Origin of the sequence: Lachnoclostridium sp. An138 (assembly GCF_002160765.1) — a bacterium.
Taxonomy (GTDB): domain Bacteria; phylum Bacillota; class Clostridia; order Lachnospirales; family Lachnospiraceae; genus Laedolimicola; species Laedolimicola faecalis.
Genome location: NZ_NFLF01000001.1, coordinates 1 through 23,246, shown reverse-complemented (window position 1 = coordinate 23,246; position 23,246 = coordinate 1). Strand labels below are relative to the sequence as shown.

Here is a 23,246-nt window from a genome sequence, read left to right as displayed (position 1 = left end):
GAAAGGCGCGCAAACACGGAAACGCTGCCGGCTGGCAGAATAGACGGCGAAACCTGACTGTATTTCGTGAGAAATATGGTCAGGTTTTTTGGTGCGCCCTGCGGATATTTGCCGCAGAGGGTTCTATTGCGGGATAGGGCGCGCTTATAGTAGTAACAGGTATAACTCCCGGCGGATGCGGGAAAATAACAGAAAACCGGCCCTGAAGGGCGGCAAAGGAGTGTTGGGACCCATGAGCAGAGCGGACAGAACAGAAGTGTTTGAGCATATGCCCATTCCACGGGCGGTAGGCAGGCAGATTATACCGGCCATAGCCAGCCAGATGATTGCCCTTGTCTATAATCTGGCAGACACTTATTTTGTGGGCATGCTGGATGATCCGAAGGAGACGGCAACCATCACGGTGGTATATTCCTCCTTTGTGATGCTTACGGCCATCTCCAACCTGTTCGGCGTAGGAGGAGCCAGCGCTCTGTCCAGAGCCCTGGGGAAGAAGGATACGGAAGCCGCAAAAGGCATCGCAGCCCTGTCCTTTTGGGGAGGGCTTGGATGCGCAGTTCTGTTCTCTCTTCTGTTCCTGCTCTTTGCCCGTCCCATCCTGATGCTCTGCGGGGCAGGGCCGGAGATTTTTGACACCGCGTACCGCTATGCATTGTGGGTGGTGGTCATAGGAGGCCCGGGAACCATTCTGAATACGCTTTTATCCAACCTTGTGCGGGCGGAGGGAAAGGCGGCCGCTGCCGCGGCGGGCGTATCCATGGGCGGGCTTCTGAATATCGTTCTGGACCCCTTCTTTGTGCTGCCCCGGTTTCTGGGACTGGGAGCGGCCGGGGCGGGCATCGCCACGGCCCTTTCCAACCTGGCCGCAGCCCTGTTTTTCCTGGCTTTTATTGCCTGGAACCGGAAAAAGACAGTGGTCAATATCAGTCTGTCCAGACTGCGGTGCGCGGACCGGTATATCAGAGCCATTCTCGTCAGTGGCTTTCCTTCGGCTGTGCAGTACGCGCTTACCGTGGTGGCGATTGCGGCCCAGTCCAGATTCGTCTCACAGTATACGACAGAGGCGGTGGCGGCTCTGGGAATCGTGAAGAAGCTCGACCAGCTTCCGCTGTATTTTTCCATCGGTGTGTCGAATGGACTTCTGCCGCTCCTGGCCTACAATTATTCTTCCGGAAACCAGGAGAGGAGGAGAGGTATCTTCCGATTGGGCTGCGCAGTGTCTCTTGGATTTTCCCTGCTCTGCCTGGCGGTTTATGAATTTTTTGCGCCGCAGCTTGTCTCACTTTTTATCAGCGATTCTGTCACAATCGGATACGGCGCGGGATTTTTAAGGTGTATGGTGACAGCCATGCCTATGATGTCGGTATGCTATCCCATGATTATCCAGTTCCAGGCGATGGGAAAATTTAAGGCGTCTATGGTCTGCTCCGTGCTCCGCAAAGGTGTTCTGGATATCCCGCTGCTGTTTCTGATGAACGGCCTGTTCGGCCTCTACGGCTGCATGTGGGTACAGCCGGTTGTGGATACGGTGTCGCTGGCCGCGGCAGGCGGCTTTTACCGAAGGATGAGGAGGACGGAGGGACTCTGAAAAAAACGGATACCCGGAAAATAGAAACAGATATTTCTATAAACAGACCTTTTATGGAAACAGAGCAGAGCCTTATAAAAAAATTCTGCTCTGTTTTTATTTTCCTGTGACATTTTTCCCTGTTCGCCGGTATTATAGGTACAGGCCTGTAAGGAGGAACGATTCATGCCAAATGGATTCATACCAAATGAAAGACAGCGGCAGATAGAAGCCCTGATAGAAAAATATGAGAAAACCGTGTACAAGCTGGCTTATTCCTATCTGCGCAATAAGCAGGACGCCGATGATATCTACCAGGAGGTTTTTCTGCGCTATTTCCGGAAAAAACCGGAGTTTGCAGACGGGGAGCACGAAAAAGCCTGGTTTATCCGGACCACCATCAACTGCTGTAAGAATCTCTGCGCCTCTTCCTGGTTCCGGAGGACGGCTCCCCTGGAGGAAAATACGCTGGGAGATGAGGCCGTCTATGTGCCTCAGGAGCAAAGTGAGCTGTTTGCGGCAGTCATGGCTCTCCCGGCCAAATATCGGACTGTGATTCACCTGTTTTATTACGAGGGGTATTCGGTCCGGGAAATCGCGGAGCTGACAGGAGAGAAGGCGACGACGGTCACGACCAGGCTGAACCGGGCGCGGGCGAAGCTGAGGGACGCGCTGACTGAGATGGAGACGGTCTGCGCCAGGCTGTAGGAAACAGCGGATGGCAGCAAAAGCTGCAGGAAACAGGAGGAACATACATGAGTATAAAGGAATATAAGAAAGCATTTTCAGGAATCGAACCGGACCAGCAGACGCGTGACGCGCTGATTGCACAGATTTTGAAAGAGGAAGAGCAGAAAAGAAGAACGGGAAAAAGAACTCTGCGGCCGGGAATTCTGGCAGCCTGCATAGCCGCTATGGTACTCTGTCTTTCCGTGACGGCCGCGGCTGCTTTTGATCTCAACGATATCTTTCAGGGGTTTTTCCGGCGCCAGGCGGTTTCCGGCGAAGGAGAAGCCGCAGAAGCCGGGAAGGCTCAGGGAACCGTCCCCCTTTCCTCAGACGACGCGTTTCTTGCTAGTGCGGGAAATGCAATTTATGAGGAAGCCTCGGGGAATGGGCTGAAGCTGACTGTACGGGGAACGGTCAGCGATGGAAACGCTCTCTATGCCGCGATCGATGTGGAGACAGAGGATGGCGCTGCTTTCAGCAAAGAGCAGGAGGAAGTTCTCAAATCCTATACATTTGAAGAGGTGTGGCTTCAGGTGGAAGGCGGGGAGAGGCAGCGCTGCGCGCTTACACGGATCGATGACGGAAGCGTTCAGGGGAAAGCAGTCTTTCTTCTGGCGGAAACCTGTGATACAGATTTGAATGGGAAGCAGGTATCCCTCTCCCTTTCCAATCTCCTGATGGGAACGAACGAGGTGGTCGATATGGGCATGGACAGGACGCTTGGAGAGCTGATGACAGAATTTGAACCGCTGGCGGAGGGCAGCATAGCGGAGACGGGGAGCAGCGTCGAGGCAGACGAGGACGGAAATGAGGTTTCCCATCAAAGCTTTATCGCAGCCCGGACAGACAAAAGAATCCGCTTTTCCGATACATTTCCGGAAGCGGCTCTCTCGAATCTGGGAATTTGGACGGATGCTTCCGGGCAGGACTGCCTCCTTCTGAACCTGGAGCTCGGCGGGGAGCTGACAGACAGCCTGCTGGATCAGAAGCCGCTGCTGCTGGTGGATGCCCGGACGGGGCAGGAACTTTCTGCTTCTTCTGAATCGACATCCATTGGAGAGGACTATGCGCAGTATCTGTTTCCGGAGCTTGACGGCCAGAGTGATCTCTCGGGAGCTCCCGGCCAGGAGACAATTACTGCCCGCCGTTACTGTTTTAACAATATCGGCGAAAATCAGCTGAAAAACGCTGTTCTGGCCCTTGGAGGAACCGGATCTTATGAAGAACTCGTTTCCGGGATCTGGGAACTGAATTTTACGGTAAACTATGAAGAAACCATGAAAACATGGGCATTTAACGGGGAAAATCAGGCTTCCGGCCTGCCGGTGAAAAAAATTGCAGTTTCCCCGGTGTCTGCGCTGGTCGAATTTGACACTTTGTCGGATGAAACCCCGGTTTTGGAGAGCGCCATGTTGAATCTGAAAAATGGAAGCCAGATCGGAGCTCAGGAAATGCGGGAGGAAAGAAGCGAAGGGAATACCGGAAAATACAGGATTCTCTGGGAAAGCGTCGTAAATGTGGAGGAAATCGAAAGTATTTCCCTGAATGGAACCGTAATTTCCCTGTAAAAAATGAGTAAAATCAGATTGTGAAAAGAATATCAAACATCCGACAGTTTGTATGATTGTCGGATGTTTGACTGTGCAATATAATGAACACATAGTAGATGAGACAAGTCCACAGGGGATTGTTAAATTATCTACAGAAAAGATGGCTGTCCGATATGCACGGACGCGCACAATGAAAGGAGAAGTTTCAAAATGGGATTCAAATCTGACATTGAAATTGCACAGGAGACAGAGATGCTGCCGATTACGCAGATTGCGGAGAAGGCGGGAATTGATGACAAGTATCTGGAGCAGTACGGAAAGTACAAAGCGAAAATCGACTACAATCTGTTAAAGGAGACGAACGCTGAGGACGGCAAGCTGATTCTGGTAACGGCTATCAACCCGACCCCTGCAGGAGAAGGAAAGACTACCACATCGGTAGGACTGGCAGACGGACTTCAGAAAATCGGCAAGAAGGTTATGGTAGCCCTTCGTGAGCCGTCTCTGGGACCTGTATTCGGTGTAAAGGGAGGAGCTGCCGGCGGCGGATACGCGCAGGTAGTGCCCATGGAGGACATCAATCTTCACTTCACCGGCGACTTCCATGCAATCGGAGCAGCCAACAACCTGCTGGCAGCCATGATTGACAACCATATTTTCCAGGGCAACGCTCTGAACATCGACCCGAGAAAGATCACCTGGAGAAGATGCGTGGACATGAATGACCGTCAGCTTCGTAACATCGTGGATGGCCTTGGCGGAAAGACCAACGGAATGCCCAGAGAGGACGGCTATGATATCACCGTAGCTTCCGAGATTATGGCGGTTCTGTGTCTGGCAAGCGATATCACAGACCTGAAGGAGAGACTGGCGAGAATCATCATCGGCTATACATACGGAAAAGCTTCCGAGCAGAAGCCCGTAACAGCTGGCGATCTGAACGCACAGGGCGCTATGGCGGCTCTTCTGAAGGACGCTCTGAAGCCGAACCTGGTACAGACTCTGGAGCATACACCGGCTATCGTTCACGGCGGACCTTTCGCGAACATCGCTCATGGATGTAACTCCGTAACAGCTACCAAGATGGCTCTGAAGCTGGCTGACTACACCGTTACCGAGGCAGGCTTCGGCGCAGACCTGGGTGCTGAGAAGTTCCTGGACATCAAGTGCCGTATGGCAGGCCTGAAGCCGAACGCAGTTGTTATCGTAGCGACCGTTCGTGCTCTGAAGTACAACGGAGGAGTTCCGAAGGCTGACCTGAACAATGAGAACCTGGAGGCTCTGGAGAAAGGACTTCCGAACCTGCTGAAGCATGTAAGCAATATCACAAACGTATACAAGCTGCCCTGCGTAGTAGCTATCAATGAGTTCCCGACCGATACACAGGCTGAGATCGACCTGGTAGAGAAGAAGTGCAAGGAGCTCGGCGTAAACGTAGTTCTGTCCCAGGTATGGGCAAAAGGCGGCGAAGGCGGCGTGAAGCTGGCTGAGGAAGTAGTTCGTCTCTGCGAGCAGCCGAACGATAACTTCACATTCTCCTATGAGCTGGAAGGAAGCATCGAGGATAAGCTGAACCAGATCGTACAGAAGATCTACGGCGGCAAGAGAGTTGTCCTGACAGCGAACGCTCAGAAGCAGGCGAAAGAGCTTGAGGCTCTCGGATTCGGCAACTGCCCGATCTGCGTAGCCAAGACTCAGTACAGCCTGACAGACGACCAGACAAAGCTGGGCGCTCCCACAGACTTCGAGGTAACCGTACGCAACCTGAAGATTTCCGCAGGCGCAGGCTTTATCGTAGCTCTGACCGGCGAGATCATGACCATGCCTGGTCTGCCGAAGGTACCGGCTGCAGAGAGAATCGACGTAGACGAGACCGGAAAGATCAGCGGCCTGTTCTAAAGGTTATCCATTATAAACTTTCATAATACCACAGACGGGAAGGACCGGATGGCCCTTCCTGCCTGCATGTAAACAAAACATTTCAGCTGCCGGCCCGGCTCGCGGATTCGGGCGGAAAATCTGGCAGCTGATTTAAGAAAAATAAAAGAGAGAGGAATAGAACAATGGGATTTTCAACCAGCAGATGTGATGAATTCGTAGAGGTACTGGCTTCCAAGGCTCCGGTTCCCGGAGGCGGCGGAGCTTCCGCTCTGGTAGCGGCTGTAGGTACGGCTCTTGGAAATATGGTAGGCAGCCTGACCGTAGGCAAGAAGAAATACGCGGATGTGGAAGAAGAGATGTATCAGCTCAAAGAGAAGGCGACGGCTCTTCAGAAAGAGTTCCTGCGTCTGGTAGAGCGCGACGCGGAAGTTTTTGAGCCCCTGTCCAAGGCTTACGGAATGCCCAGAGAGACGGAGGAGGAGAAGGCTGAGAAGGCCCGCGTGATGGCGATTGTACTCAAAGACGCCTGCTCCGTTCCGATGGAGATCATGGAGAAATGCTGCGAGGCTTTGGACTTAATCGTAGAGTTTGCGGCAAAGGGTTCCGCTCTGGCCATCAGCGACGCCGGCGTAGGCGCGGTTTTCTGCAAGGCGGCTCTTCAGGGCGCTTCCCTCAATGTATTTATCAATACCAAGTCCATGGCAGACAAGGAATACGCTGCCGAGCTGAACGCAAAGGCGGACGCGATGCTTGAGAAGTACACGAAGATTGCGGACGAAATTTTTGAAAGCGTAGAAGCGAGACTGCGTTAGAAACGGAAAATACGTAAAATATGTAAAAGACAGGAACGCGTCAGAAGATTGCGTTTATTGAAAAATTCTGATAGAATATAACAAAAAGCGGCATCGTGGAGTCACAGGCTTCGGACGGCCGCAAAAACGTACATTGCGAAAGGAAACCGTAAAACCATGGCAAAACAGTTATTAGGAAAAGAAGTAACAGCTGCTCTGAACGAGCGCATCAAGGCCGATGTGGCTGCCCTGAAGGAAAAAGGCGTGAATCCGACTCTGGGAATCATCCGTGTGGGTGAGAGACCGGACGATCTGTCTTATGAGAGAGGCGCTACCAAGCGCTGCGAGACTCTGGGTGTAGAGTACAAGAAATATCTTCTGCCGGAGGATGTAAGCCAGGAAGAGCTTCTGAAAGTCATCGACGAAGTAAATAAGGATGACAACATTCACGGCGTTCTGATGTTCCGTCCGCTGCCGAAGCATATCGACCAGAATGTGGTTGAGAATGCTCTGGCTGCTGAGAAGGATGTAGACTGCCAGACTGACGCTTCCCTTGGCGGCGTATTTACCGGAAAGCAGGTAGGCTTCCCGCCCTGTACGCCTCAGGCCTGCATGGAGATTCTGGATCATTACGGAATCGACTGCACAGGCAAGAAAGCGGTTGTCATCGGCAGAAGCCTGGTAGTTGGAAAGCCGGCTGCCATGATGCTGATTAAGAAGAATGCTACTGTGACCGTGTGTCATACGAGAACGAAGGACATGCCCAGCGTAACCCGTGAGGCTGAGATTCTGATCGTAGCTGCGGGCCGGGCAGGAGTCGTAGGAAAAGATTATGTATCTCCGGGACAGATTGTCATCGATGTGGGAATCAATGTAAACGAGGAAGGCAAGCTCTGCGGCGATGTGGCTTACGACGAGGTAGAGCCGATTGTAGAGGCCATCACTCCGGTGCCGGGCGGCGTGGGAAGCGTAACCACTTCCGTTCTGGTAGGCCATGTGGTAGAGGCTGCCAAGAGAAAGTTTGCGTAAAAAAAAATCGTATTTGCGGACGGCGTATCTGGCCGTAAACGGATGAAAAAAGAAAGCGTATCGCTATCAGAGATTGATGGTGATACGCTTTTTGTGTTGGTGCGTCTGGCAGCGCACATTTCTCAAGGGTGCGACACGGAATCATGCGCAGTAAACGCGACAGATGGACAGCGGGAAGGAGACGTGTTCAAGATGTTCCGGAAATTGACGGTAATTATTGTTGGAACAATTTAACAAAAAATTTACAGGTGCATGATAGAGAAACGGATTTCAGATATGGTAAATTGAAACGCGGCGGCACGGTGCTGTTGAAATGTATAGATGTCGTTTAACAATGGTCTGTAGATAAACGGGGAGGTTTATGATGAAAAAATCAGATGAAATGTTTGTCAGACGAATCATTATGATGCTGGCTGGGATTTTGTTTATCAGTCTAAGTGTAGGGCTTTACAGATTGAGCGGATTTGGCGTAGATGCCTTTACCTGCATGAATCTGGGGATCAGCGGATATCTGAATATGCAGTTTGGAACCTGGCAGTTAATTATGAATGCGGTTATTCTGGTAATTCTTTTTTTTCAGGGCAGGGAATATATCGGAGCCGGCACAATCGTAAACATGGTATTTGTGGGTTATGGAGCAGATTTTTTCTGCTGGATGGTACAGGATCTTGCACACATGGAAATGTCTTTTTCGCTTAGAATCGGAGCGCTGGTTCTGGGGTGCCTGTTTGCTAGTCTGGGTGTGGCCTTTTATATGGTCGCTGAAATGGGGATGTCTCCGTATGACAGTGTGGCGGTTTTACTGGAAAAACTGACGCATGGAAAGATTCCGTTTCAGTACGCCAGAGTCTGCAGTGATATTACCGTGGTAATCGTGGGAATTATTTTTTGCTTGGCGGCCGGAAATTCTCTGTGGACAATTATCGGACTTGGAACAATCTGCAATGCCTGTTTTAATGGACCGGTGATTCAATTTTTCCGGACACATGTCAGCGAACCGTTGTTGAAATACCCGAAAAAGACAACCGGTTTTGTTGACAGAAAGTAAGAACAGCTGTTTCTTTCTTTTACAAAATTTTAACATAAAACGTTATTATGATACAGATTTTACCTTCCATTTAACAAGAGTTTACGGAAGTACGATAGAGAAATTAATTTTCGATGTGCTAAATTAGAATGCGGTGAGCACATACTATTGAAAGGAGGAGTTGTGAAGAATGAAAAAGGGTGTGAAAGCCAGTACCATTGGAAAAGGAATTGGATGCGCGGTGCTTCTGTTCCTGGCTCTTTTTCCGATTTACTGGTTAATCGCTATGGCGATCCGTCCGACGAGCGAGATGGAAGGCAGTGTTTCTCTGCTTCCTCAGTCGCTGACCTTTGAATATTTTACTGACCTGTTCCAAAATGAAGGATTTGGTCAGGCGATTCTCAACAGTGTTCAGACGACTTTTGGCTCATTGATTATTTCCCTGCTGGCAGGGATCTGTGCGGCATATGTAATCGCCCGAAGACGTTTTAAGTTTGGACTGAAACAGCCAATGACTTACTGGGTCTTACTGATACGTGTATTGCCTCCGGTGGCATTCGTCATCCCGTTATACATTATGTTTAACCAGATTGGATTGATAAACACGAAAATACCGGTACTATTGGCCTGTGTCCTGATCAACGTACCGCTTATTATCTGGTTCCTGCTCAGCTTTTTCCAGGAACTTCCGGATGAAGTGGAAGAGAGCGCAAAGGTGGATGGAGCGACAGAATGGCAGCTGTTTTATAAAATCGTGCTTCCTCTGGTCGCGCCGGGTATTGCGGCGGTTGCGATGCTCTCTTTTATGTACGCATGGAATGAGTATACTTACACTGTTATTTTTACCCGCAGTTCCATGAACAATACGGTGCCGCTGGCGCTGGCGCTGCTGAATACAGAGGACAGCCTGACGAACTTCGGACTGGTAGCGGCAGGCGGAGTCATATCTGTAATTCCGATTACGCTGTTTGTAATTTTTGCTCAGAATTATTTGATTTCAGGACTTTCCAGCGGAGCAGTTAAGGGCTGATGGGCTGTGACAGAAAAGATATTTTGGATATTTAGGAGGAAAATGATAATGAAAAGAAGATTATTGGCGCTGCTTCTGGCTGGAGTAACTGTGTGTTCTCTGACAGCATGCGGCGGGAGCACTTCCGGGAACAACAATGAAAGCGCAGATGCATCCGCAGAGGACGGGACGACTCAGATGTCCATCGCGCTGCGCGGCGGCGTATATGCAGACGTGATTAAAGAGTGTCTGCCGGCATTCGAAGAAGAGCATAATGTAACAATCGATGTTCAGGAACTTTCGGAGGAAGATCTGCATACTTCCGTAGCGTTGAATGCTACAAGCGCGCAGGGAGCATATGATCTCTGCATGGTAGACGGCTCCTGGATGGCGGAATTTACAAACGCCGGTGTTTTAGCCAATCTGTCTGAGCTTGGATATGAACTGGATGATGATATTATTGAGGCTACGACTTCAATTTGCTACGTGGATGACAATGCATATCTGGCTCCATACTATGGAAATGTAACGGTATTGATGATGAATAAAGCAAATGTGGAAGAAGCTGGATATACTGTGGATACAGTGGATTCTTTGGCTGATATTCTGGATATCTGCCAGAAGGCGCAGGCCAGCGGCAAGAAAGGCTTTATCTACCGCGGAGACAGTCAGAATAACCTGGTGGTAGATTTCCTTCCGATTCTTCTTTCCTATGGCGGATGGGTGGTAGATGAGAATAATCAGCCGACAGTAAACAGCGAAGCGTTTGTGAATGCGATGAATTATTATATGGAACTGATTGCTACCGGCGAGGCACAGGTGAAGGATGACCTGGTAGCATCTGTAGATTCCGGAGCGGCGACAATGGGTATTGCATGGCCGGGCTGGTATACTCCTACGGCAGATTCTGCGGCAGATTATATCGCGCTCAGCGGAAAAGCAACGGATGACGCGCAGGCATATAATGCAAACGTATATGGAATCTGGTGCCTGGGGATTCCGTCTAACAGTCAGAACAAAGAGCTTGCGGCAGAGCTGCTTACTTATCTGATGGATCCGGAAGTGCAGTATGGCACAGTGGCATCCGGCGGAGTTCCCTGCCGTTATTCCAGCCTTCAGGATGAAGAAGTTCTTGCAGAATATCCTCAGTATGAAGTAGTCTGCCAGGCACTGGAAAGTGGTGTATATCGTCCGGTAATTTCCCAGTGGACAGAATTCTACACAACTCTGGGCTCTGAGATGGACAACATTATCAATGGCGCCAAGACTGTAGAAGAAGGATTGAACGATGCGCAGGCGGCATTGGAAGAACTGATGGCAGAGTAATGACAGGGTGGCGATTATGATGGGAAGAAAAAAAGCCAAAGGAGCTGAGCTGCAGACAAAGCGCTTCAGCGCGGCCATGATCACGCCTACAGTTATTATACTGGCAGTTATGACGGCTTATCCGCTGATCTTTACGCTGGTTTACAGTTTCACGGATTACAATCTTCTGGGGGCGTTGAACAGTGCCCCGGAAGTAGTAGGGGTCAAGAATTATCTGGATCTTCTGACAGATTCTTATTTTCAGCAGTCGGTCTGGAATACGGTAAAGTTTACGCTGCTGACAGTGATTCTGGAGATGGTGATAGGTTTTGCGCTGGCGCTGTTTGTCAACAGCCTGCGTAAAGGACAGAAGATCATGAGAACACTGCTTCTGCTCCCGTATCTGCTTCCGACAGTTACCGTAGCCCTGATCTGGAGAATGATGCTTTCGCCAAACTACGGAATTGTCAATCAGGTACTGGAAGCATGGCATCTTCCGGTTTATAACTGGTTTTCCGATATACATACGGCATTTGGCATGCTGGTTCTTATTGACGTATGGCAGTGTGCGCCGTTTGTTTTTCTGCTCTTATATGCCGCGCTTCAGTCGGTACCTCAGGATCAGTACGAAGCTGCCCGCATGGATGGAGCTGGGTCACTGAAAATACTGTTTTATGTAACAATCCCGAATATTAAAAGCAGTCTGGCACTCTGCGCGCTGCTGAGAACGATTGACAGTTTCCGGCTCTTTGATAAAGTGAATCTGCTGACCGGGGGCGGCCCTGCCAATAGTACAGCTACCATCACACAGTATCTGTATAACTATGGAATCAAGACATTTGATTTTGGCCTTGGAAGCGCCGGAGCCATTGTTATGACGGTAATCGTGCTGCTCTTGTCCAGTCTTTATATAAAACGGGCAATTAAATAGATGATGGAACAAATTAAACTGACGTTTTTAAATGTAGGTTATGGGGAAGCGATTCTGCTGGAAATGCCGGACGCTTCCCGCCAGGAGGGCATGTTCCGGGCGCTGATTGACGGCGGAAGCGCGGAAATGCAGGAATATGAAGACCGTTCTTCTGGACGTGTTCCCGTGTGGGAATATCTGCGGAAAGAAAATACCGGGCATCTGGATTTGATGATATGTACGCATATTCACGAGGATCATATCAGTGGGATGCGGAAAGCGGCGCAGCTGCTGCCGCCCGGAGAGTTCTGGCAGACCCTTCCTGTCTCTTTCTATGAAAACATGAGAATTCTGGATACTTCCACGGCGCAGAACCTGTCTCAGGATAAGTTCCTGCATGCGCTGAATGATTATAAAGAATTATGCATTCAGACTGTGAAACAAGGAGGAACCATCCGCGAAGTACTGGGTGGACAGAGCATGTTTGTAGGTGAAGACGGATATCTGGAGATACTGGCGCCGTCCGGAAGAGAACAGGAAGAACTGGAAGAAGCTTTGGTGGAGCTGTATGCGGAACCGGATTCGAAGAAGTTTCTTCAGAAGCTTTCCGGACTGGACAGCCGTATGAATAATTACAGTATGATTCTTCGGATTGTGTATCAGGACCGCTGCGTTTTGCTGCCGGGGGATACGGACTGCAATGGTTATAGGGGCATACCCCGGAATAAGCTGCAGTCACATTTGTTTAAAATCGGTCACCATGGACAAAAAGACGGTATCAGCAGAAAACTTCTGGAAATGATTTCTCCGGAGGCAGTAGTATGCTGCGCATCCAGCGATCGGAGATATGAGAGCGCTCACCCGGATGTGGTGCATATGCTGGAAGAGGCAGGGATCAGACAATATTTTTCAGACTGTCCTCCGACAGCGAAAGAGACAGTGCCGCCGCACCGGGCGCTGAGATTTATTGTAGCCAGAGAGCAGCCCATGGCCGGAGAATATATATCGTAAGAGGAGGAAAATCACTATGGCAGAAGTGATTCTGAAACATATAAAGAAGGTTTACCCCGACCTGGATCAGAAAAAGGGGAAAAATACAAATCTGAAAGTGACAGATGAAGGCGTGCTGGCAGTTCAGGACTTTACTCTTGATATTAAGGATAAAGAATTCATCGTTTTGGTCGGGCCTTCCGGATGCGGAAAATCGACGACGCTTCGAATGGTTGCCGGACTGGAGGAAATCAGCGGAGGCGATTTGTACATCGGCGGTGAGCAGGTGAATGATGTTCCGGCCAAGGATCGTGACATAGCCATGGTGTTCCAGAGTTATGCGCTGTATCCCCACATGACAATTTATGATAACATGGCATTCCCTTTGAAACTGAGAAAAACTCCCAAAGACGAGATTGATAAGCGTGTCCGTGAGGCGGCAGAGATTCTGGGGATTACTCAGTATCTGGGACGGAAGCCGAAACAGCTGTCCGGCGGACAGAGACAGAGAGTGGCAATCGGGCGTGCTATTGTGCGTGAACCGAAAGTACTTCTGATGGATGAGCCGCTGTCAAACCTGGATGCGAAGCTGCGCAACCAGATGCGCGCAGAAATTATTAAGCTTCGTCAGAAAATCAATACTACATTTATTTATGTGACACATGACCAGACGGAGGCTATGACTCTGGGAGACCGCATTGTTATCATGAAAGACGGGGAGATCCAGCAGATCGGCACACCTCAGGAAGTCTTTAACCATCCTGCAAATATATTTGTGGCAGGCTTTATAGGAGTGCCTCAGATGAACTTCTACGACGCGGAACTGGTAAAAGACAATAATGGAAAATATGCGGTGGAACTGGAAAATGTCCGTGTAACGCTTTCAGATGAGAAACAGGAAAATCTGACCAGAAATCAGGCAGAGGCAGGGCCGGTTACGCTGGGCGTCAGACCGGAACATCTGCATCTGGCAGACGGCACAGAGGCAAAGATTGACGGTATGGTGGAAGTGAGCGAGATGATGGGAAGCGCGGTTCATCTGCATTTGAAAGCATGCGGCACCGATACCATTATGATTGTACCAATAACAGATCTGGATGAGACTGCGGCGTTTTCGCTCGGCAGCAAAGTCGGATTTTCATTTAACGGAAAGACTGCTCATGTGTTCAGCCGGGAAACCGGAGAAAACCTGGAAAGGGTACAGGCATGACCGGAGGCGTATCCATGGAGAAAACATATGATGTAATGGTCATTGGGCCGGTGTCCATTGATTACAATATTGATTATCAGGGAAATGAGCGCAGGGAGATCGGAGGAGCGGTAGTTGCCTCCGGATTTGCCGCTGCCGGTAGCGGAGTCCGCACGGCGGTTTTCTGCAAATCAAATGAAAAGGATGCGGATATAAAAGAGAGGTTTGAAGGAATTCAGGCAGATCTGTATTGGAAATCTTCTTCCTCCACATGTTCTATCCGCAATCAGTATTTTACCGCGGATAAAGAAAAGCGTCAGTGTACTTCTCTGGGCGTCTGTGATCCGTTTCGGTTCGAAGAAATTCCTCAGGCAGATACAAAGGTATATCACTTTGCGGGCCTGGTATATGGGGATTTTGACGGCCCCTTATTTGAAGAAGCCGCGCGGCATGGAAAAGTAGCTTTGGATGTGCAGTGTATGCTTCGTCATGTGGAAGCGGATAGCTCCATGAAATTTCATGACTGGGAAGATAAGGAAAAATATCTTCCGCTGATGGATTATTTCAAGACCGATGCCGCGGAGGCTGAGATTATCACCGGACTGTCTGACCGCGCAGAAGCGGCAAGACAGCTGTATGCCTGGGGCGCTAAAGAAATTGTAATTACGCACAATACGGAAGTGCTTGTTTATGATGGAAAAGAAATTTTGACCTGTCCAATCAAAGCAAGAAATCTGTCCGGACGGACCGGACGGGGAGATACTGTCTTTGCCGGGTATATCGCCGCAAGACAGGAAGGAAAGAGCGTACAGGAAGCGCTCCTTTATTGTACGGCACTCGTGTCTTTAAAAATGGAAACGCCCGGTCCATACCGGGGTACCCGGCAGGATGTGCTGGATTATATAAAAGAATTTTATCTTTGATGCAGAAATGCCCTGAGTCGATAAGGCGTTTACGCTTTTATCAACTCAGGGTACAGGAAAAGGGAATCCAATAAAATAGTTTGACAGTGTTTTACGAAGAAGGCAGGAAAGAAAACAGCTCAGATTTTCTATCCTGCCTTATATCAGTATCATATATTATTTTCCAAACACTTCTTTTGCCTTCTTCATATTTTCCATAATCGGCACCTGGAAAGGACAGCGTGTCTCGCAGGCGCCGCATTCGATACATTCTCCCGCATGATGGGGCAGCAGCTCATAGTGTTCCCGCACGGTCTCCGGGATCGTTTCCTGAGCTTTGGCCAGGTTCAGGAACTTGGTGACAGAAGCCACGTCGATCTGTTTGGGGCAGGGTGCGCAGTGGCTGCAGTACATGCAGTGTCCTTCCCAGCTGATATTCGGGAAGGCGGCAAAGGCTGCCGCGTAATCCCTTTCTTCGTCGGAGGCCTCCTCATAGGCGGCACTTTCCCGGAGCTGTTCCACAGAATGGGCTCCGGCCAGGACGCAGGCCACACCAGGACGTGTCAGGGCGTAATGGAGACACTGGCAGGCGGTGAGCGCTTTTCCGGCAGGGGACAGGGAAGCGTCCAGGAGATCGCCGCCGCCGAAGGCCTTCATGACGGTGACGCCCACGCCCATTCTCTGACAGACCTCGTAGAGCTCCTGGCGTTCCGGGTCCATGTTGACAAGATGAGCCTCGTAATTTTTCTCATTCCAGAGCTCTTCCACGTCCTCGCCCGCAGGCTGCAGGTCGTAGCAGGGATTCACGCTGAACATCAGGACCTCGATGGCTCCGCTTCTTACGGCGGCCAGGGCGGCTTCCGGGTTGTGGCTGCTTAAGCCGATATGACGGATGACTCCGGCAGCCTTAAGTTCTCTGGCATACTGGAGTACAGGCCCTTCTTCTATGGTCTTCCAGTCCTGCAGAGAATCGCAGTAATGGATCATGCCCACATCGATGTAATCGGTCTGCAGCAGGGACAGCATTTCTTCCATGCCGGCCTTCACTTCCGCAATCTTGCGGGTGCGCTTATACTGGCCGTTCTTCCAGACGGAGCACAGATGAGACTGGATGTAAAATTTTTCCCGGCGGCCTTTCAGGGCTTCACCCACACTGGCCCGTACTTTCGGGTCCGAGGTGTAGAGATCAAAATAATTGATTCCCAGTTCTTCCGCTGCGTCAAAAAGACGCCGGGTATTTCTGCATTCGTCCTCTGAGAAACCTTCGCAGCCCATGCCGATTTCACTGACCAGCAGGCCGGTATTGCCAAGCTCACGGTATTGCATCATATTCCTCTCCTTTTCGTTTGAAATGTAGTTTTTCCGGAAATTCAGCCTGCGCTCTGCCGTTTTCCGGGCCGGCAGAAGATAGTGACAATATGATTATAATAGGAATACGGGGGCAAGACAAGAAGCGGGGAAGAATGAAAGAATTTTAAAATATTTTAAATCCTTTTTTCGGGGACTGGCGTTATAGTATATGTAAGGAAACTGCCCCGGCTGGCAGGAGGCTTATGCGCTTTCTGTATTCCGGGAATGATGAGGAAACGGGAAATGAAGGATACAAGCTCGAGATCACAATTAAAGGACAGTGAACTTACAGCCCGGGTCCGGAGAGGAGAGACAGAGTGGCTGGATGTGCTGATAGAACGGTATTATGACGGAATTTTCCGCTTCTGCTGCTGTAAGACGGGAAGCAGGGAAGCGGCCTATGACTGCACCCAGGAAACCTTCCTTCATCTGCTCCGTTATCTGGAAGCTTATACGGAACAGAAAAAATTCAAAGCCTGGCTTTACCGGATCGCTTCCAACGTATGTACTGATTATTTCCGGAAAGCTGCCCGGGAAACTGCCGGGGAGGAAGTCCTGGAGCTTCTCCAGGAGGAGGACAGGCGGTTTGAGCAGATTGAGCAGAGAGAGCTGGTCCGGCACGCGCTGACCTGTCTTTCGGAAGTGCAGAGGGAAACCATCCTCCTCTATTTCTTTGACGGGTTTAAGCTGCGGGAGATTGCGGAAATCACGGATACAAAAATGTCTACCGTGAAATCCAGATTCCGACAGGGAATGGAGAAGCTGAAAGTCTATATGGAAAAAGAAAATCTGAACAATGAAACGGCGGGAAAGGAGGAGCAGAACGGATGAAGAGAATGAAACAGGGGCGGGTAAACCCCAGAGAAATGGAAAAAGAGATCCGGGACTTTCTGAAAGGAGCCGCAGGAACCACAGGTGCTTCTGAGGGAGAGCAAGGATGGCTTCATCCCGAGGAAAAGAGAAAGCAGGAGACGCTGGCGTTTCTGCGGACGGAGAGGAGAAAGCTGAGATTCCGTCCCCGGAAAAGCTTCGCGGAGCGGCTTCTGGCTCAGGCATCCTGGATGTCGCCGGGGGCCTGGATCGGACAGCTGGCGGTACTCGTATTTTTCTTCCTTCTGCTTGGAAATACAGGCTGGAACCGGAGAGACACCCTGCTGCTTGTGACAGCCTGTACGCCTCTGCCGGGCGTCATTGGACTGGTGGAGCTTCTCCGCAGCTGGCAGAGCGGCATGTGGGAACTGGAGGAAGCCTGCCGCTATCATTTGAGACAGATTCAGGGTATGCGGTTGCTGGTTTTCGGAATCGCGGACAGCATCGGGGTGGCCGCCGTGTTTGTCATGGGTTTTCTGGAGGGGTACGCGGCGGAGCTGCTGCTGCTGTTTTTCCTGTTTCCCCTTCTGGTTTCGGACAGTGTCTTTCTTCTGCTGGCAAAGGCCTTCCGTAAGGGAGCGAGAGGGCTGGTGCCTGTGCTGGGCGGTCTGGGAATGGGGATTTTCTGGATGTATCAGGCCTCATGGCTTCAGGATGTACCAGGGACGCTGGAGGAGTATACGGCTCCTGGGACGCTGACGGCGCTGCTGGCAGGAAGCGTGTGTCTGCTGGCATTTGCCTGTGCGCGCTTTTTAAATGAGACAGATAAGGAGGAACAGAGATTATGGAACTGTGCATAGACCGGCTGACAAAGCAGTACGGACATAAGCTGGCGGTGGATCGGGTCGATCTGGAGCTTCACCAGGGTGTGTATGGGCTGCTCGGAGCCAACGGAGCGGGGAAGACGACACTGATGCGGATGCTCTGTGATATTCTGACGCCCACATCCGGGGAGATCCGTTACAATGGACAGGAGATCGGCGCCCTGGGAGAGGATTACCGGAGCTGTCTTGGGTATCTGCCCCAGAATTTCGGTTATTACCCGGAATTTACGGCGGAGAAATTCCTGCTCTATCTTGCGGCGCTGAAAGGACTGGGAAAGATTCAGGCCGGTCAGAAGATGCTGGAGCTTCTGGATCTGGTGGGCCTGGCGGAGGAGCGGAAGCATAAGATTCGGACCTTTTCCGGCGGAATGAAGCAGAGACTGGGGATTGCCCAGGCCCTTTTGAATGATCCGGAGATTCTGATTCTGGATGAGCCCACAGCCGGTCTTGATCCGAAAGAGAGGGTGCGCTTCCGTAATCTGATCAGCGCCTGCGCCAGAGACCGGATCGTGCTGCTGTCCACCCATATTGTGTCGGATGTGGAATATATTGCCGGGGAGATTCTGGTGATGAAGGAGGGCAGGCTGATCCACAGAGGGGCGCCGGATGTGATTACACGCGAGATAGAAGGAAAGGTCTGGGAGTGCCAGGTGGATTCGGCCAGAGCGGAGGAGCTCTGCAGCCGGTATAACGTGGGCAACCTGAAAAACGCGGGCGACAAGACTATCCTGCGTATCATCGGAGATAAAAAGCCTGAGGAAGAAGCAGTTCCCGCGCAGCCCACGCTGGAAGACCTGTATCTGTATTATTTTCAGGAGGAAGAAAGATGATTCGGCTGATTGGGTTTGAATTTGGCAAGATATTCAAGAGAAGGATTGTCTTTGCGGCGCTTGGAATGCTGGTGGTATTTGGCATCATGCTCTATATGGGAAACGGTCCCCAGGAGGTGATATCCAGGCTGCCGGACGGCACCTATATCGGCGGCGCGGAGGCCATTGCTTATGACAAGAAAGTGGCGGCGGAGTATGAGGGAGTTCTGACAGAGGAGAAAGCGCGGAGCATTCTGGAGCAGTATGCGCCGGAGGCGCCGGACGGAGGACTCTGGACGATCAACAGCACCTATAACATAGTCCAGCATTTTTTTGGGAACCTGGACGGAAGCTGGAACGGGCTTACGGTAGAGGAAGCGCTTCCGGATTACCAGGGGGAAGAACCGCTGCTTCTGGGCTATACGGATGGCTATACAGGGTTTATCATGATGGGAATGTATCTGATGGTCACCCTGGGCTTTGTACTGATTATCGCGCTGTCGCCCGTATTTTCAGAAGAATATTCCAGAGGAACGGACGCGCTGATTCTGACCTCCCGCTATGGGAAAACCCGCTGCGGTCTGGCAAAGATTTTCGCAGCCTATCTTTTTACGCTGCTGATTACAGGAATCTTCCTTCTTGTGACCATCCTTTTGTTCCTTACAGGCTTCGGACTTACGGGAGGTGACAGCAGCATACAGCTGAATAGCCGCGATCTTCTGTATGCTCTGCCCTATTTTATGACCTGCCTGGAAGCCGCGGGAAGCAGTCTCTTGCTCTGGCTGGCCGGAGCGCTGATTCTCACGGCTCTTGTTCTGATACTGTCAGCGCTCTGCCGGACTTCTTTTCTTACGCTGCTAATGGCGCTTACCCTGTATCTGCTGCCCATGCTGGGACCCAGCCTGCATATCTCCAGGAAACTGCTGTCTCTGGCGCCCTTCTGGTGCTTTCTGTCGGAATGGACGCTGACTTTTCCGAAGTTTCTGGGAGGGCAGCTGTCCTGGAGCTGGATTCCGGCCCTGATGTCGGTGGTTCTGATTCCTGTGGCTCTGTGCTTTGGAAGGAGAATTTTTGCCCGGCATCAGGCGGGCTAGAACGAAAAAACCGCGGACCGGACAAACTTTCAGCCGGCAGGGAAATTCATACATTGACTTTCTCCCAAACTTCTCGTACACTATGTAGGAAGAGACAGGAAGGGAGAGGTACAAATGAAGCTCAGCACGTCTATTCTGGCGCACCGGTTAAAATCTAAATTCACGCTTCAGAACAAAAAGGCTCTGTCGGATGAGCTTCATCTGGAGCGTGTTCTCTATTACTGTGACGGGGATGAGATGCAGGATCACAAGATCTACATCTGTACCCGGGATCAGGTGTCGGAGCAGGATCTGATTGTGCCCGAGAAGGCGGTTTTATTCTGCATTGGAAAAATAAGAACGAGAAATACAGGGAAAAACGGACAGGTATTCCAGCTTGTGGACGATACCTCTCCGTTTTTGCTGTTTAATGAGATTCAGAGAATTTTTGATTATTATGAGAAATGGGATACCAGGCTTTATGAGCTGGCGAATCAGGAGGGCAGCATCCAGGAAATGCTGGATGAGAGCTTCCGGGTCTTCCACAATCCCATCATTGTACATACTGCGGACTATTTTGTAATCGGGTATTCCAGCATCATCGATACCCGGCCGGAGCTTTCCGGGCTGGTGGACCCGGACGCTATTTTTGAGCGGAATCAGGAGAACCGGGACGGCAGGCGGCAGCCCGACCTGACAAAGAAGAAAGGAGCTTTCTTTTATCCGGATTTTATTACGGGAATGCGGAGCCTCTGTGTCAATATCTTTGAGCATGAACGTTATGCCTACCGGGTGCTCATGGTGGAGAGTTCCAGCCGTTTCGATGCCTGCGAGGGAGCCCTGCTGGAGCATCTGGCAGAGTACATCAACCTGGCCCTGTCCAAACAGATGGTGCTTCAGGCAGATATGGGCTACCGGCTGGACCGGATTTTCTCGGATATACTGTCCGGACCGGAACAGGACCCGGAGCTTCTGGAACAGTGGTTTTCAGAGTTCGGCTGGCTGGCCTCCCACCGGTATTTCTGCATCAATCTGAAGGTGGCGGCTCTGGATCTGGAGAATATGACGGTCCGTTTTGTCTGCAGCCATATGGAAAACATGCTGCCCCAGTCCTGCGCCTTTCAATATCAGAATCATATTGTGATTTTTGTAAATCTGACCCGGTTCGGTGGTGATGCGGAAGATGTGAAGGATAAGATCATCTATTTTCTCCGGGACAGCTTTCTGAAAGCGGGCTTCAGCAATGAGTTCACCGGTTTTGCTCATATCCGGGATTATTACCGTCAGGCGGCGGCAGCCCTGGAGGTGGGCGGAAGAAGAGAACCTTATAAGTGGATTCATCGTTTTGAAGAGGTGGCCCTTGACTATATGCTGGAACATGGAAGAGGAGAATTTCCCGGAGAGCTGGTCTGCTCCCGCCGGATTCTGGAGCTTAAGGATTTTGATGCCCAGCATCATACAGACTATTATCATACGCTGAAATGCTATGTGCAGCATCAGCTCAATGCCGTGCAGACGGCGAAGCAGCTGTTTATCCACCGGAGCACCTTCCTGTACCGGATGGAAAAGATAGGGGAGATTGTGGATCTGGATCTGAATGATTATGATACCCTGCTCTATGTGATGATGACCTTCCGGATTCTGGAACAGGAAGGAAACGAATAAAGAAAAAACAGAGTCCGCAACTGCCGGTTGACACATTTTCCAAGCGCTCTTGGTTGTCTGCGCCCGGGAATCCTGCTATTCTTTACCTGACAGGAGGCAGTCAGGGCAGCAGTTAAAAGGACGGCTGCCGGCTGCTTTCAAAATGAAGCTTCATATTTCAAAAATTTTCAAAAACAAATTCTGGTAATAGAACTGCAGGAGGAGACAGTATGATCTTAGGTGAAAAGATTGCGGCATTGAGAAAACAGAACAACTGGTCCCAGGAGGATCTGGCGGAACAGCTTCAGATTTCCAGACAGTCCGTATCGAAATGGGAGAGCGGAGCTTCGATTCCGGACCTGGACCGCATCGTAAAAATGAGCGCCTTGTTTGGCGTTAGCACAGATTACTTATTAAAAGATGAAATGGAGGAAATCGCCTGGTCGGAGACGGATGAGCCTTCGGAAGGAGCGGCGCGCCGGGTGAGCCTTCAGGAGGCCAATGCCTTTATGGATTTATGCAGGGATACTTCCGGCCGGTTTGCCTTTGGGGTAGTCTTATGTATTCTCTCCCCGCTTACTGTGATTTTTCTGAGCGTGCTTGCGGCGGAAGAGAGAATTCCCCTGTCCATGAGAGCGGCCGAGGGAATCGGAGGACTGGTTCTGCTGCTGATGGTTGCCGGGGCGGTGGCGGTTTTCGTCCAGAACGGAATCCGCCTTTCCGGATATGAATACCTGGAACAGGAAGATATCGTGCTGGAATACGGCGTGGCCGGAATTGTGGAAAAAAGGAAAGAGGAATTTGCCGGAACCTTCCGTACCGGCATCACAGGCGGAGTTGTTTTGTGCATTCTGGCCGCGGTGCCGCCGGTGCTTGCCGGCGCCTTAAGTACGGAAGCTGTTTCTGTGGCGCTGTCGGTATGTATTCTTCTGATTCTGGTTGCCTGCGGCGTCTGGCTGTTTGTACGCTGCGGAATCATCCAGGGCAGTTATCAGAAGCTTCTTCAGGAAGGAGATTACACGCCGGAGAAGAAGAAAGCCAACCGGATTCTCGGCGTCTTCCAGGGGGCTTACTGGTGTGTGGCTACAGCCATTTATCTCTATATCAGTCTCACACGGAATAACTGGGAAAGCTCCTGGGTGATCTGGCCGGTGGCCGGCGTGCTGTTCGCGGCGGTGTTCGGGATTCTGGAGACGCTGGTAAAGAAGAAGTGATACGGTGCCGGAGTGTCTGCCGGGCTTGCCGCCGCAGACATAACTGAGGCCGAAAAGAGACAGTTCCGTGAAATACAGAGCTTAAAAAGCATGTATTTCCACGGGACTGTCTCTTTTTTGTGTCAGTGAACAGACCGCCGGTTCTTTTTCAGGCATTCTTTTTCTTGTATTCTGTCCCCCAGGCCACCATAGCGTCCAGAACGGGCTTTAAGCTGTATCCGGTATCGGTCAGGGTGTACTCTACCCGCGGCGGTACTTCCGCGTAGACCTTCCGGTTCAGCAGGCCGCTTTCTTCCATGGAACGCAGGTTGGCAGTCAGAACCTTCTGCGAGATATTTCCGATGGATTTCTTTAATTCCCCAAACCGCTTGGTGCCGCCCAGCAGATCCCGGATGATCAATACCTTCCAGCGGTCGCTGATGAGCATCAGCGTAGTCTCTACCGGGCAGGCCGGCAATTCCTTTTTCATAAAAATCTCCATTCCGCCGCCTTTCAGTTGGCGGCACAAATAGTAATGAAAGTTTCGACTTTCTCCACGTTTTGCCTTATACTAAAAGCGAGAAGCTATACTACAAAGCACGAG

21 protein-coding genes are annotated in these 23,246 nt (G+C 50.9%); 19 read left to right on the top strand and 2 right to left on the bottom strand.

Annotated features, from left to right (window positions below):
• Nucleotides 1-232: 232 nt before the first annotated feature.
• From B5E82_RS00110 to B5E82_RS00045, 13 genes are all read left to right on the top strand, one after another.
• Nucleotides 233-1,588 carry an MATE family efflux transporter gene (locus B5E82_RS00110; RefSeq protein ID WP_087305658.1) on the top strand — a complete coding sequence of 452 codons (1,356 nt, stop codon included), beginning with the start codon at nt 233-235 and terminating at the stop codon, nt 1,586-1,588.
• Between the two features lie 165 nt (nt 1,589-1,753).
• The gene (locus B5E82_RS00100) at nt 1,754-2,275 is read left to right on the top strand and encodes an RNA polymerase sigma factor (protein WP_087305120.1); all 522 of its coding nucleotides are present in this window, start codon (nt 1,754-1,756) and stop codon (nt 2,273-2,275) included.
• Between the two features lie 47 nt (nt 2,276-2,322).
• Entirely contained in the window at nt 2,323-3,864 is a 1,542-nt protein-coding gene (locus B5E82_RS00095; protein WP_087305118.1) for a DUF4179 domain-containing protein, read from the top strand.
• 192 nt (nt 3,865-4,056) lie between these two features.
• Nucleotides 4,057-5,745 (top strand): formate--tetrahydrofolate ligase, encoded by a 1,689-nt coding sequence (locus tag B5E82_RS00090; protein WP_087305116.1) that lies wholly within the window; start codon nt 4,057-4,059, stop codon nt 5,743-5,745.
• Nucleotides 5,746-5,909: 164 nt separating this feature from the next.
• A complete protein-coding gene (locus B5E82_RS00085) occupies nt 5,910-6,539 on the top strand; it encodes a cyclodeaminase/cyclohydrolase family protein (RefSeq protein ID WP_087305114.1) in 630 nt (209 codons plus the stop codon).
• A gap of 156 nt (nt 6,540-6,695) precedes the next feature.
• Nucleotides 6,696-7,547, top strand: a complete 852-nt coding sequence (locus B5E82_RS00080; RefSeq protein WP_087305112.1) for a bifunctional 5,10-methylenetetrahydrofolate dehydrogenase/5,10-methenyltetrahydrofolate cyclohydrolase — start codon at nt 6,696-6,698, stop codon at nt 7,545-7,547.
• 361 nt (nt 7,548-7,908) lie between these two features.
• Entirely contained in the window at nt 7,909-8,595 is a 687-nt protein-coding gene (locus B5E82_RS00075) for a YczE/YyaS/YitT family protein (protein ID WP_330394690.1), read from the top strand.
• Nucleotides 8,596-8,764: 169 nt separating this feature from the next.
• Complete coding sequence (locus tag B5E82_RS00070; RefSeq protein WP_087165647.1) at nt 8,765-9,604, top strand: carbohydrate ABC transporter permease; 840 nt, start codon at nt 8,765-8,767, stop codon at nt 9,602-9,604.
• Nucleotides 9,605-9,652: 48 nt separating this feature from the next.
• Entirely contained in the window at nt 9,653-10,909 is a 1,257-nt protein-coding gene (locus tag B5E82_RS00065; protein WP_087165646.1) for an extracellular solute-binding protein, read from the top strand.
• Nucleotides 10,910-10,925: 16 nt separating this feature from the next.
• Nucleotides 10,926-11,819, top strand: coding sequence for a carbohydrate ABC transporter permease (locus tag B5E82_RS00060; protein ID WP_087165645.1), 894 nt, complete (start codon nt 10,926-10,928; stop codon nt 11,817-11,819).
• Nucleotides 11,820-12,809, top strand: a complete 990-nt coding sequence (locus tag B5E82_RS00055) for a ComEC/Rec2 family competence protein (protein WP_087305110.1) — start codon at nt 11,820-11,822, stop codon at nt 12,807-12,809.
• A 16-nt stretch (nt 12,810-12,825) separates the two neighbouring features.
• Entirely contained in the window at nt 12,826-13,998 is a 1,173-nt protein-coding gene (locus B5E82_RS00050) for an ABC transporter ATP-binding protein (RefSeq protein ID WP_087165643.1), read from the top strand.
• A 14-nt stretch (nt 13,999-14,012) separates the two neighbouring features.
• Nucleotides 14,013-14,900 (top strand): PfkB family carbohydrate kinase, encoded by an 888-nt coding sequence (locus tag B5E82_RS00045; RefSeq protein ID WP_087165694.1) that lies wholly within the window; start codon nt 14,013-14,015, stop codon nt 14,898-14,900.
• Nucleotides 14,901-15,056: 156 nt separating this feature from the next.
• Here B5E82_RS00045 and B5E82_RS00040 read toward each other — a convergent pair whose 3' ends face one another.
• On the bottom strand, nt 15,057-16,208 hold the full coding sequence (locus B5E82_RS00040) for an aldo/keto reductase (RefSeq protein ID WP_330398181.1): 1,152 nt from the start codon (nt 16,206-16,208) through the stop codon (nt 15,057-15,059).
• Between the two features lie 264 nt (nt 16,209-16,472).
• On the opposite strand from B5E82_RS00040, the gene B5E82_RS00035 reads away from it, so the two are divergent.
• From B5E82_RS00035 to B5E82_RS00010, 6 genes are all read left to right on the top strand, one after another.
• Entirely contained in the window at nt 16,473-17,060 is a 588-nt protein-coding gene (locus B5E82_RS00035) for an RNA polymerase sigma factor (RefSeq protein ID WP_087305657.1), read from the top strand.
• Nucleotides 17,057-17,899, top strand: a complete 843-nt coding sequence (locus tag B5E82_RS00030; RefSeq protein ID WP_087305107.1) for a hypothetical protein — start codon at nt 17,057-17,059, stop codon at nt 17,897-17,899. Before B5E82_RS00035 ends, B5E82_RS00030 begins: the two co-directional genes overlap by 4 nt.
• Nucleotides 17,884-18,753, top strand: a complete 870-nt coding sequence (locus tag B5E82_RS00025) for an ABC transporter ATP-binding protein (RefSeq protein WP_087305105.1) — start codon at nt 17,884-17,886, stop codon at nt 18,751-18,753. The genes B5E82_RS00030 and B5E82_RS00025 overlap by 16 nt, the downstream gene beginning before the upstream one ends.
• Nucleotides 18,750-19,826, top strand: coding sequence for an ABC transporter permease (locus tag B5E82_RS00020; RefSeq protein WP_087165639.1), 1,077 nt, complete (start codon nt 18,750-18,752; stop codon nt 19,824-19,826). Before B5E82_RS00025 ends, B5E82_RS00020 begins: the two co-directional genes overlap by 4 nt.
• A gap of 114 nt (nt 19,827-19,940) precedes the next feature.
• A complete protein-coding gene (locus tag B5E82_RS00015) occupies nt 19,941-21,470 on the top strand; it encodes a PucR family transcriptional regulator (RefSeq protein ID WP_087305103.1) in 1,530 nt (509 codons plus the stop codon).
• Nucleotides 21,471-21,679: 209 nt separating this feature from the next.
• Complete coding sequence (locus B5E82_RS00010) at nt 21,680-22,663, top strand: helix-turn-helix domain-containing protein (RefSeq protein ID WP_087305101.1); 984 nt, start codon at nt 21,680-21,682, stop codon at nt 22,661-22,663.
• A 148-nt stretch (nt 22,664-22,811) separates the two neighbouring features.
• Here the strand turns inward: B5E82_RS00010 and B5E82_RS00005 are convergent, their stop codons facing one another.
• Nucleotides 22,812-23,132, bottom strand: coding sequence for a winged helix-turn-helix transcriptional regulator (locus B5E82_RS00005; RefSeq protein WP_087305656.1), 321 nt, complete (start codon nt 23,130-23,132; stop codon nt 22,812-22,814).
• Between the last annotated feature and the right edge of the window lie 114 nt (nt 23,133-23,246).

What these genes read in the sequence shown, in the direction of transcription:
- B5E82_RS00040 (WP_330398181.1), bottom strand. Translation starts at nt 16,208, where the DNA reads ATGATGCAATACCGTGAGCTTGGCAATACCGGCCTGCTGGTCAGTGAA.
- B5E82_RS00085 (WP_087305114.1), top strand. Translation starts at nt 5,910, where the DNA reads ATGGGATTTTCAACCAGCAGATGTGATGAATTCGTAGAGGTACTGGCT.
- B5E82_RS00060 (WP_087165645.1), top strand. Translation starts at nt 10,926, where the DNA reads ATGATGGGAAGAAAAAAAGCCAAAGGAGCTGAGCTGCAGACAAAGCGC.
- B5E82_RS00065 (WP_087165646.1), top strand. Translation starts at nt 9,653, where the DNA reads ATGAAAAGAAGATTATTGGCGCTGCTTCTGGCTGGAGTAACTGTGTGT.
- B5E82_RS00035 (WP_087305657.1), top strand. Translation starts at nt 16,473, where the DNA reads ATGAAGGATACAAGCTCGAGATCACAATTAAAGGACAGTGAACTTACA.
- B5E82_RS00055 (WP_087305110.1), top strand. Translation starts at nt 11,820, where the DNA reads ATGATGGAACAAATTAAACTGACGTTTTTAAATGTAGGTTATGGGGAA.
- B5E82_RS00075 (WP_330394690.1), top strand. Translation starts at nt 7,909, where the DNA reads ATGATGAAAAAATCAGATGAAATGTTTGTCAGACGAATCATTATGATG.
- B5E82_RS00020 (WP_087165639.1), top strand. Translation starts at nt 18,750, where the DNA reads ATGATTCGGCTGATTGGGTTTGAATTTGGCAAGATATTCAAGAGAAGG.
- B5E82_RS00110 (WP_087305658.1), top strand. Translation starts at nt 233, where the DNA reads ATGAGCAGAGCGGACAGAACAGAAGTGTTTGAGCATATGCCCATTCCA.
- B5E82_RS00030 (WP_087305107.1), top strand. Translation starts at nt 17,057, where the DNA reads ATGAAGAGAATGAAACAGGGGCGGGTAAACCCCAGAGAAATGGAAAAA.
- B5E82_RS00005 (WP_087305656.1), bottom strand. Translation starts at nt 23,132, where the DNA reads ATGAAAAAGGAATTGCCGGCCTGCCCGGTAGAGACTACGCTGATGCTC.
- B5E82_RS00090 (WP_087305116.1), top strand. Translation starts at nt 4,057, where the DNA reads ATGGGATTCAAATCTGACATTGAAATTGCACAGGAGACAGAGATGCTG.
- B5E82_RS00045 (WP_087165694.1), top strand. Translation starts at nt 14,013, where the DNA reads ATGGAGAAAACATATGATGTAATGGTCATTGGGCCGGTGTCCATTGAT.
- B5E82_RS00015 (WP_087305103.1), top strand. Translation starts at nt 19,941, where the DNA reads ATGAAGCTCAGCACGTCTATTCTGGCGCACCGGTTAAAATCTAAATTC.
- B5E82_RS00050 (WP_087165643.1), top strand. Translation starts at nt 12,826, where the DNA reads ATGGCAGAAGTGATTCTGAAACATATAAAGAAGGTTTACCCCGACCTG.
- B5E82_RS00080 (WP_087305112.1), top strand. Translation starts at nt 6,696, where the DNA reads ATGGCAAAACAGTTATTAGGAAAAGAAGTAACAGCTGCTCTGAACGAG.
- B5E82_RS00095 (WP_087305118.1), top strand. Translation starts at nt 2,323, where the DNA reads ATGAGTATAAAGGAATATAAGAAAGCATTTTCAGGAATCGAACCGGAC.
- B5E82_RS00025 (WP_087305105.1), top strand. Translation starts at nt 17,884, where the DNA reads ATGGAACTGTGCATAGACCGGCTGACAAAGCAGTACGGACATAAGCTG.
- B5E82_RS00100 (WP_087305120.1), top strand. Translation starts at nt 1,754, where the DNA reads ATGCCAAATGGATTCATACCAAATGAAAGACAGCGGCAGATAGAAGCC.
- B5E82_RS00070 (WP_087165647.1), top strand. Translation starts at nt 8,765, where the DNA reads ATGAAAAAGGGTGTGAAAGCCAGTACCATTGGAAAAGGAATTGGATGC.
- B5E82_RS00010 (WP_087305101.1), top strand. Translation starts at nt 21,680, where the DNA reads ATGATCTTAGGTGAAAAGATTGCGGCATTGAGAAAACAGAACAACTGG.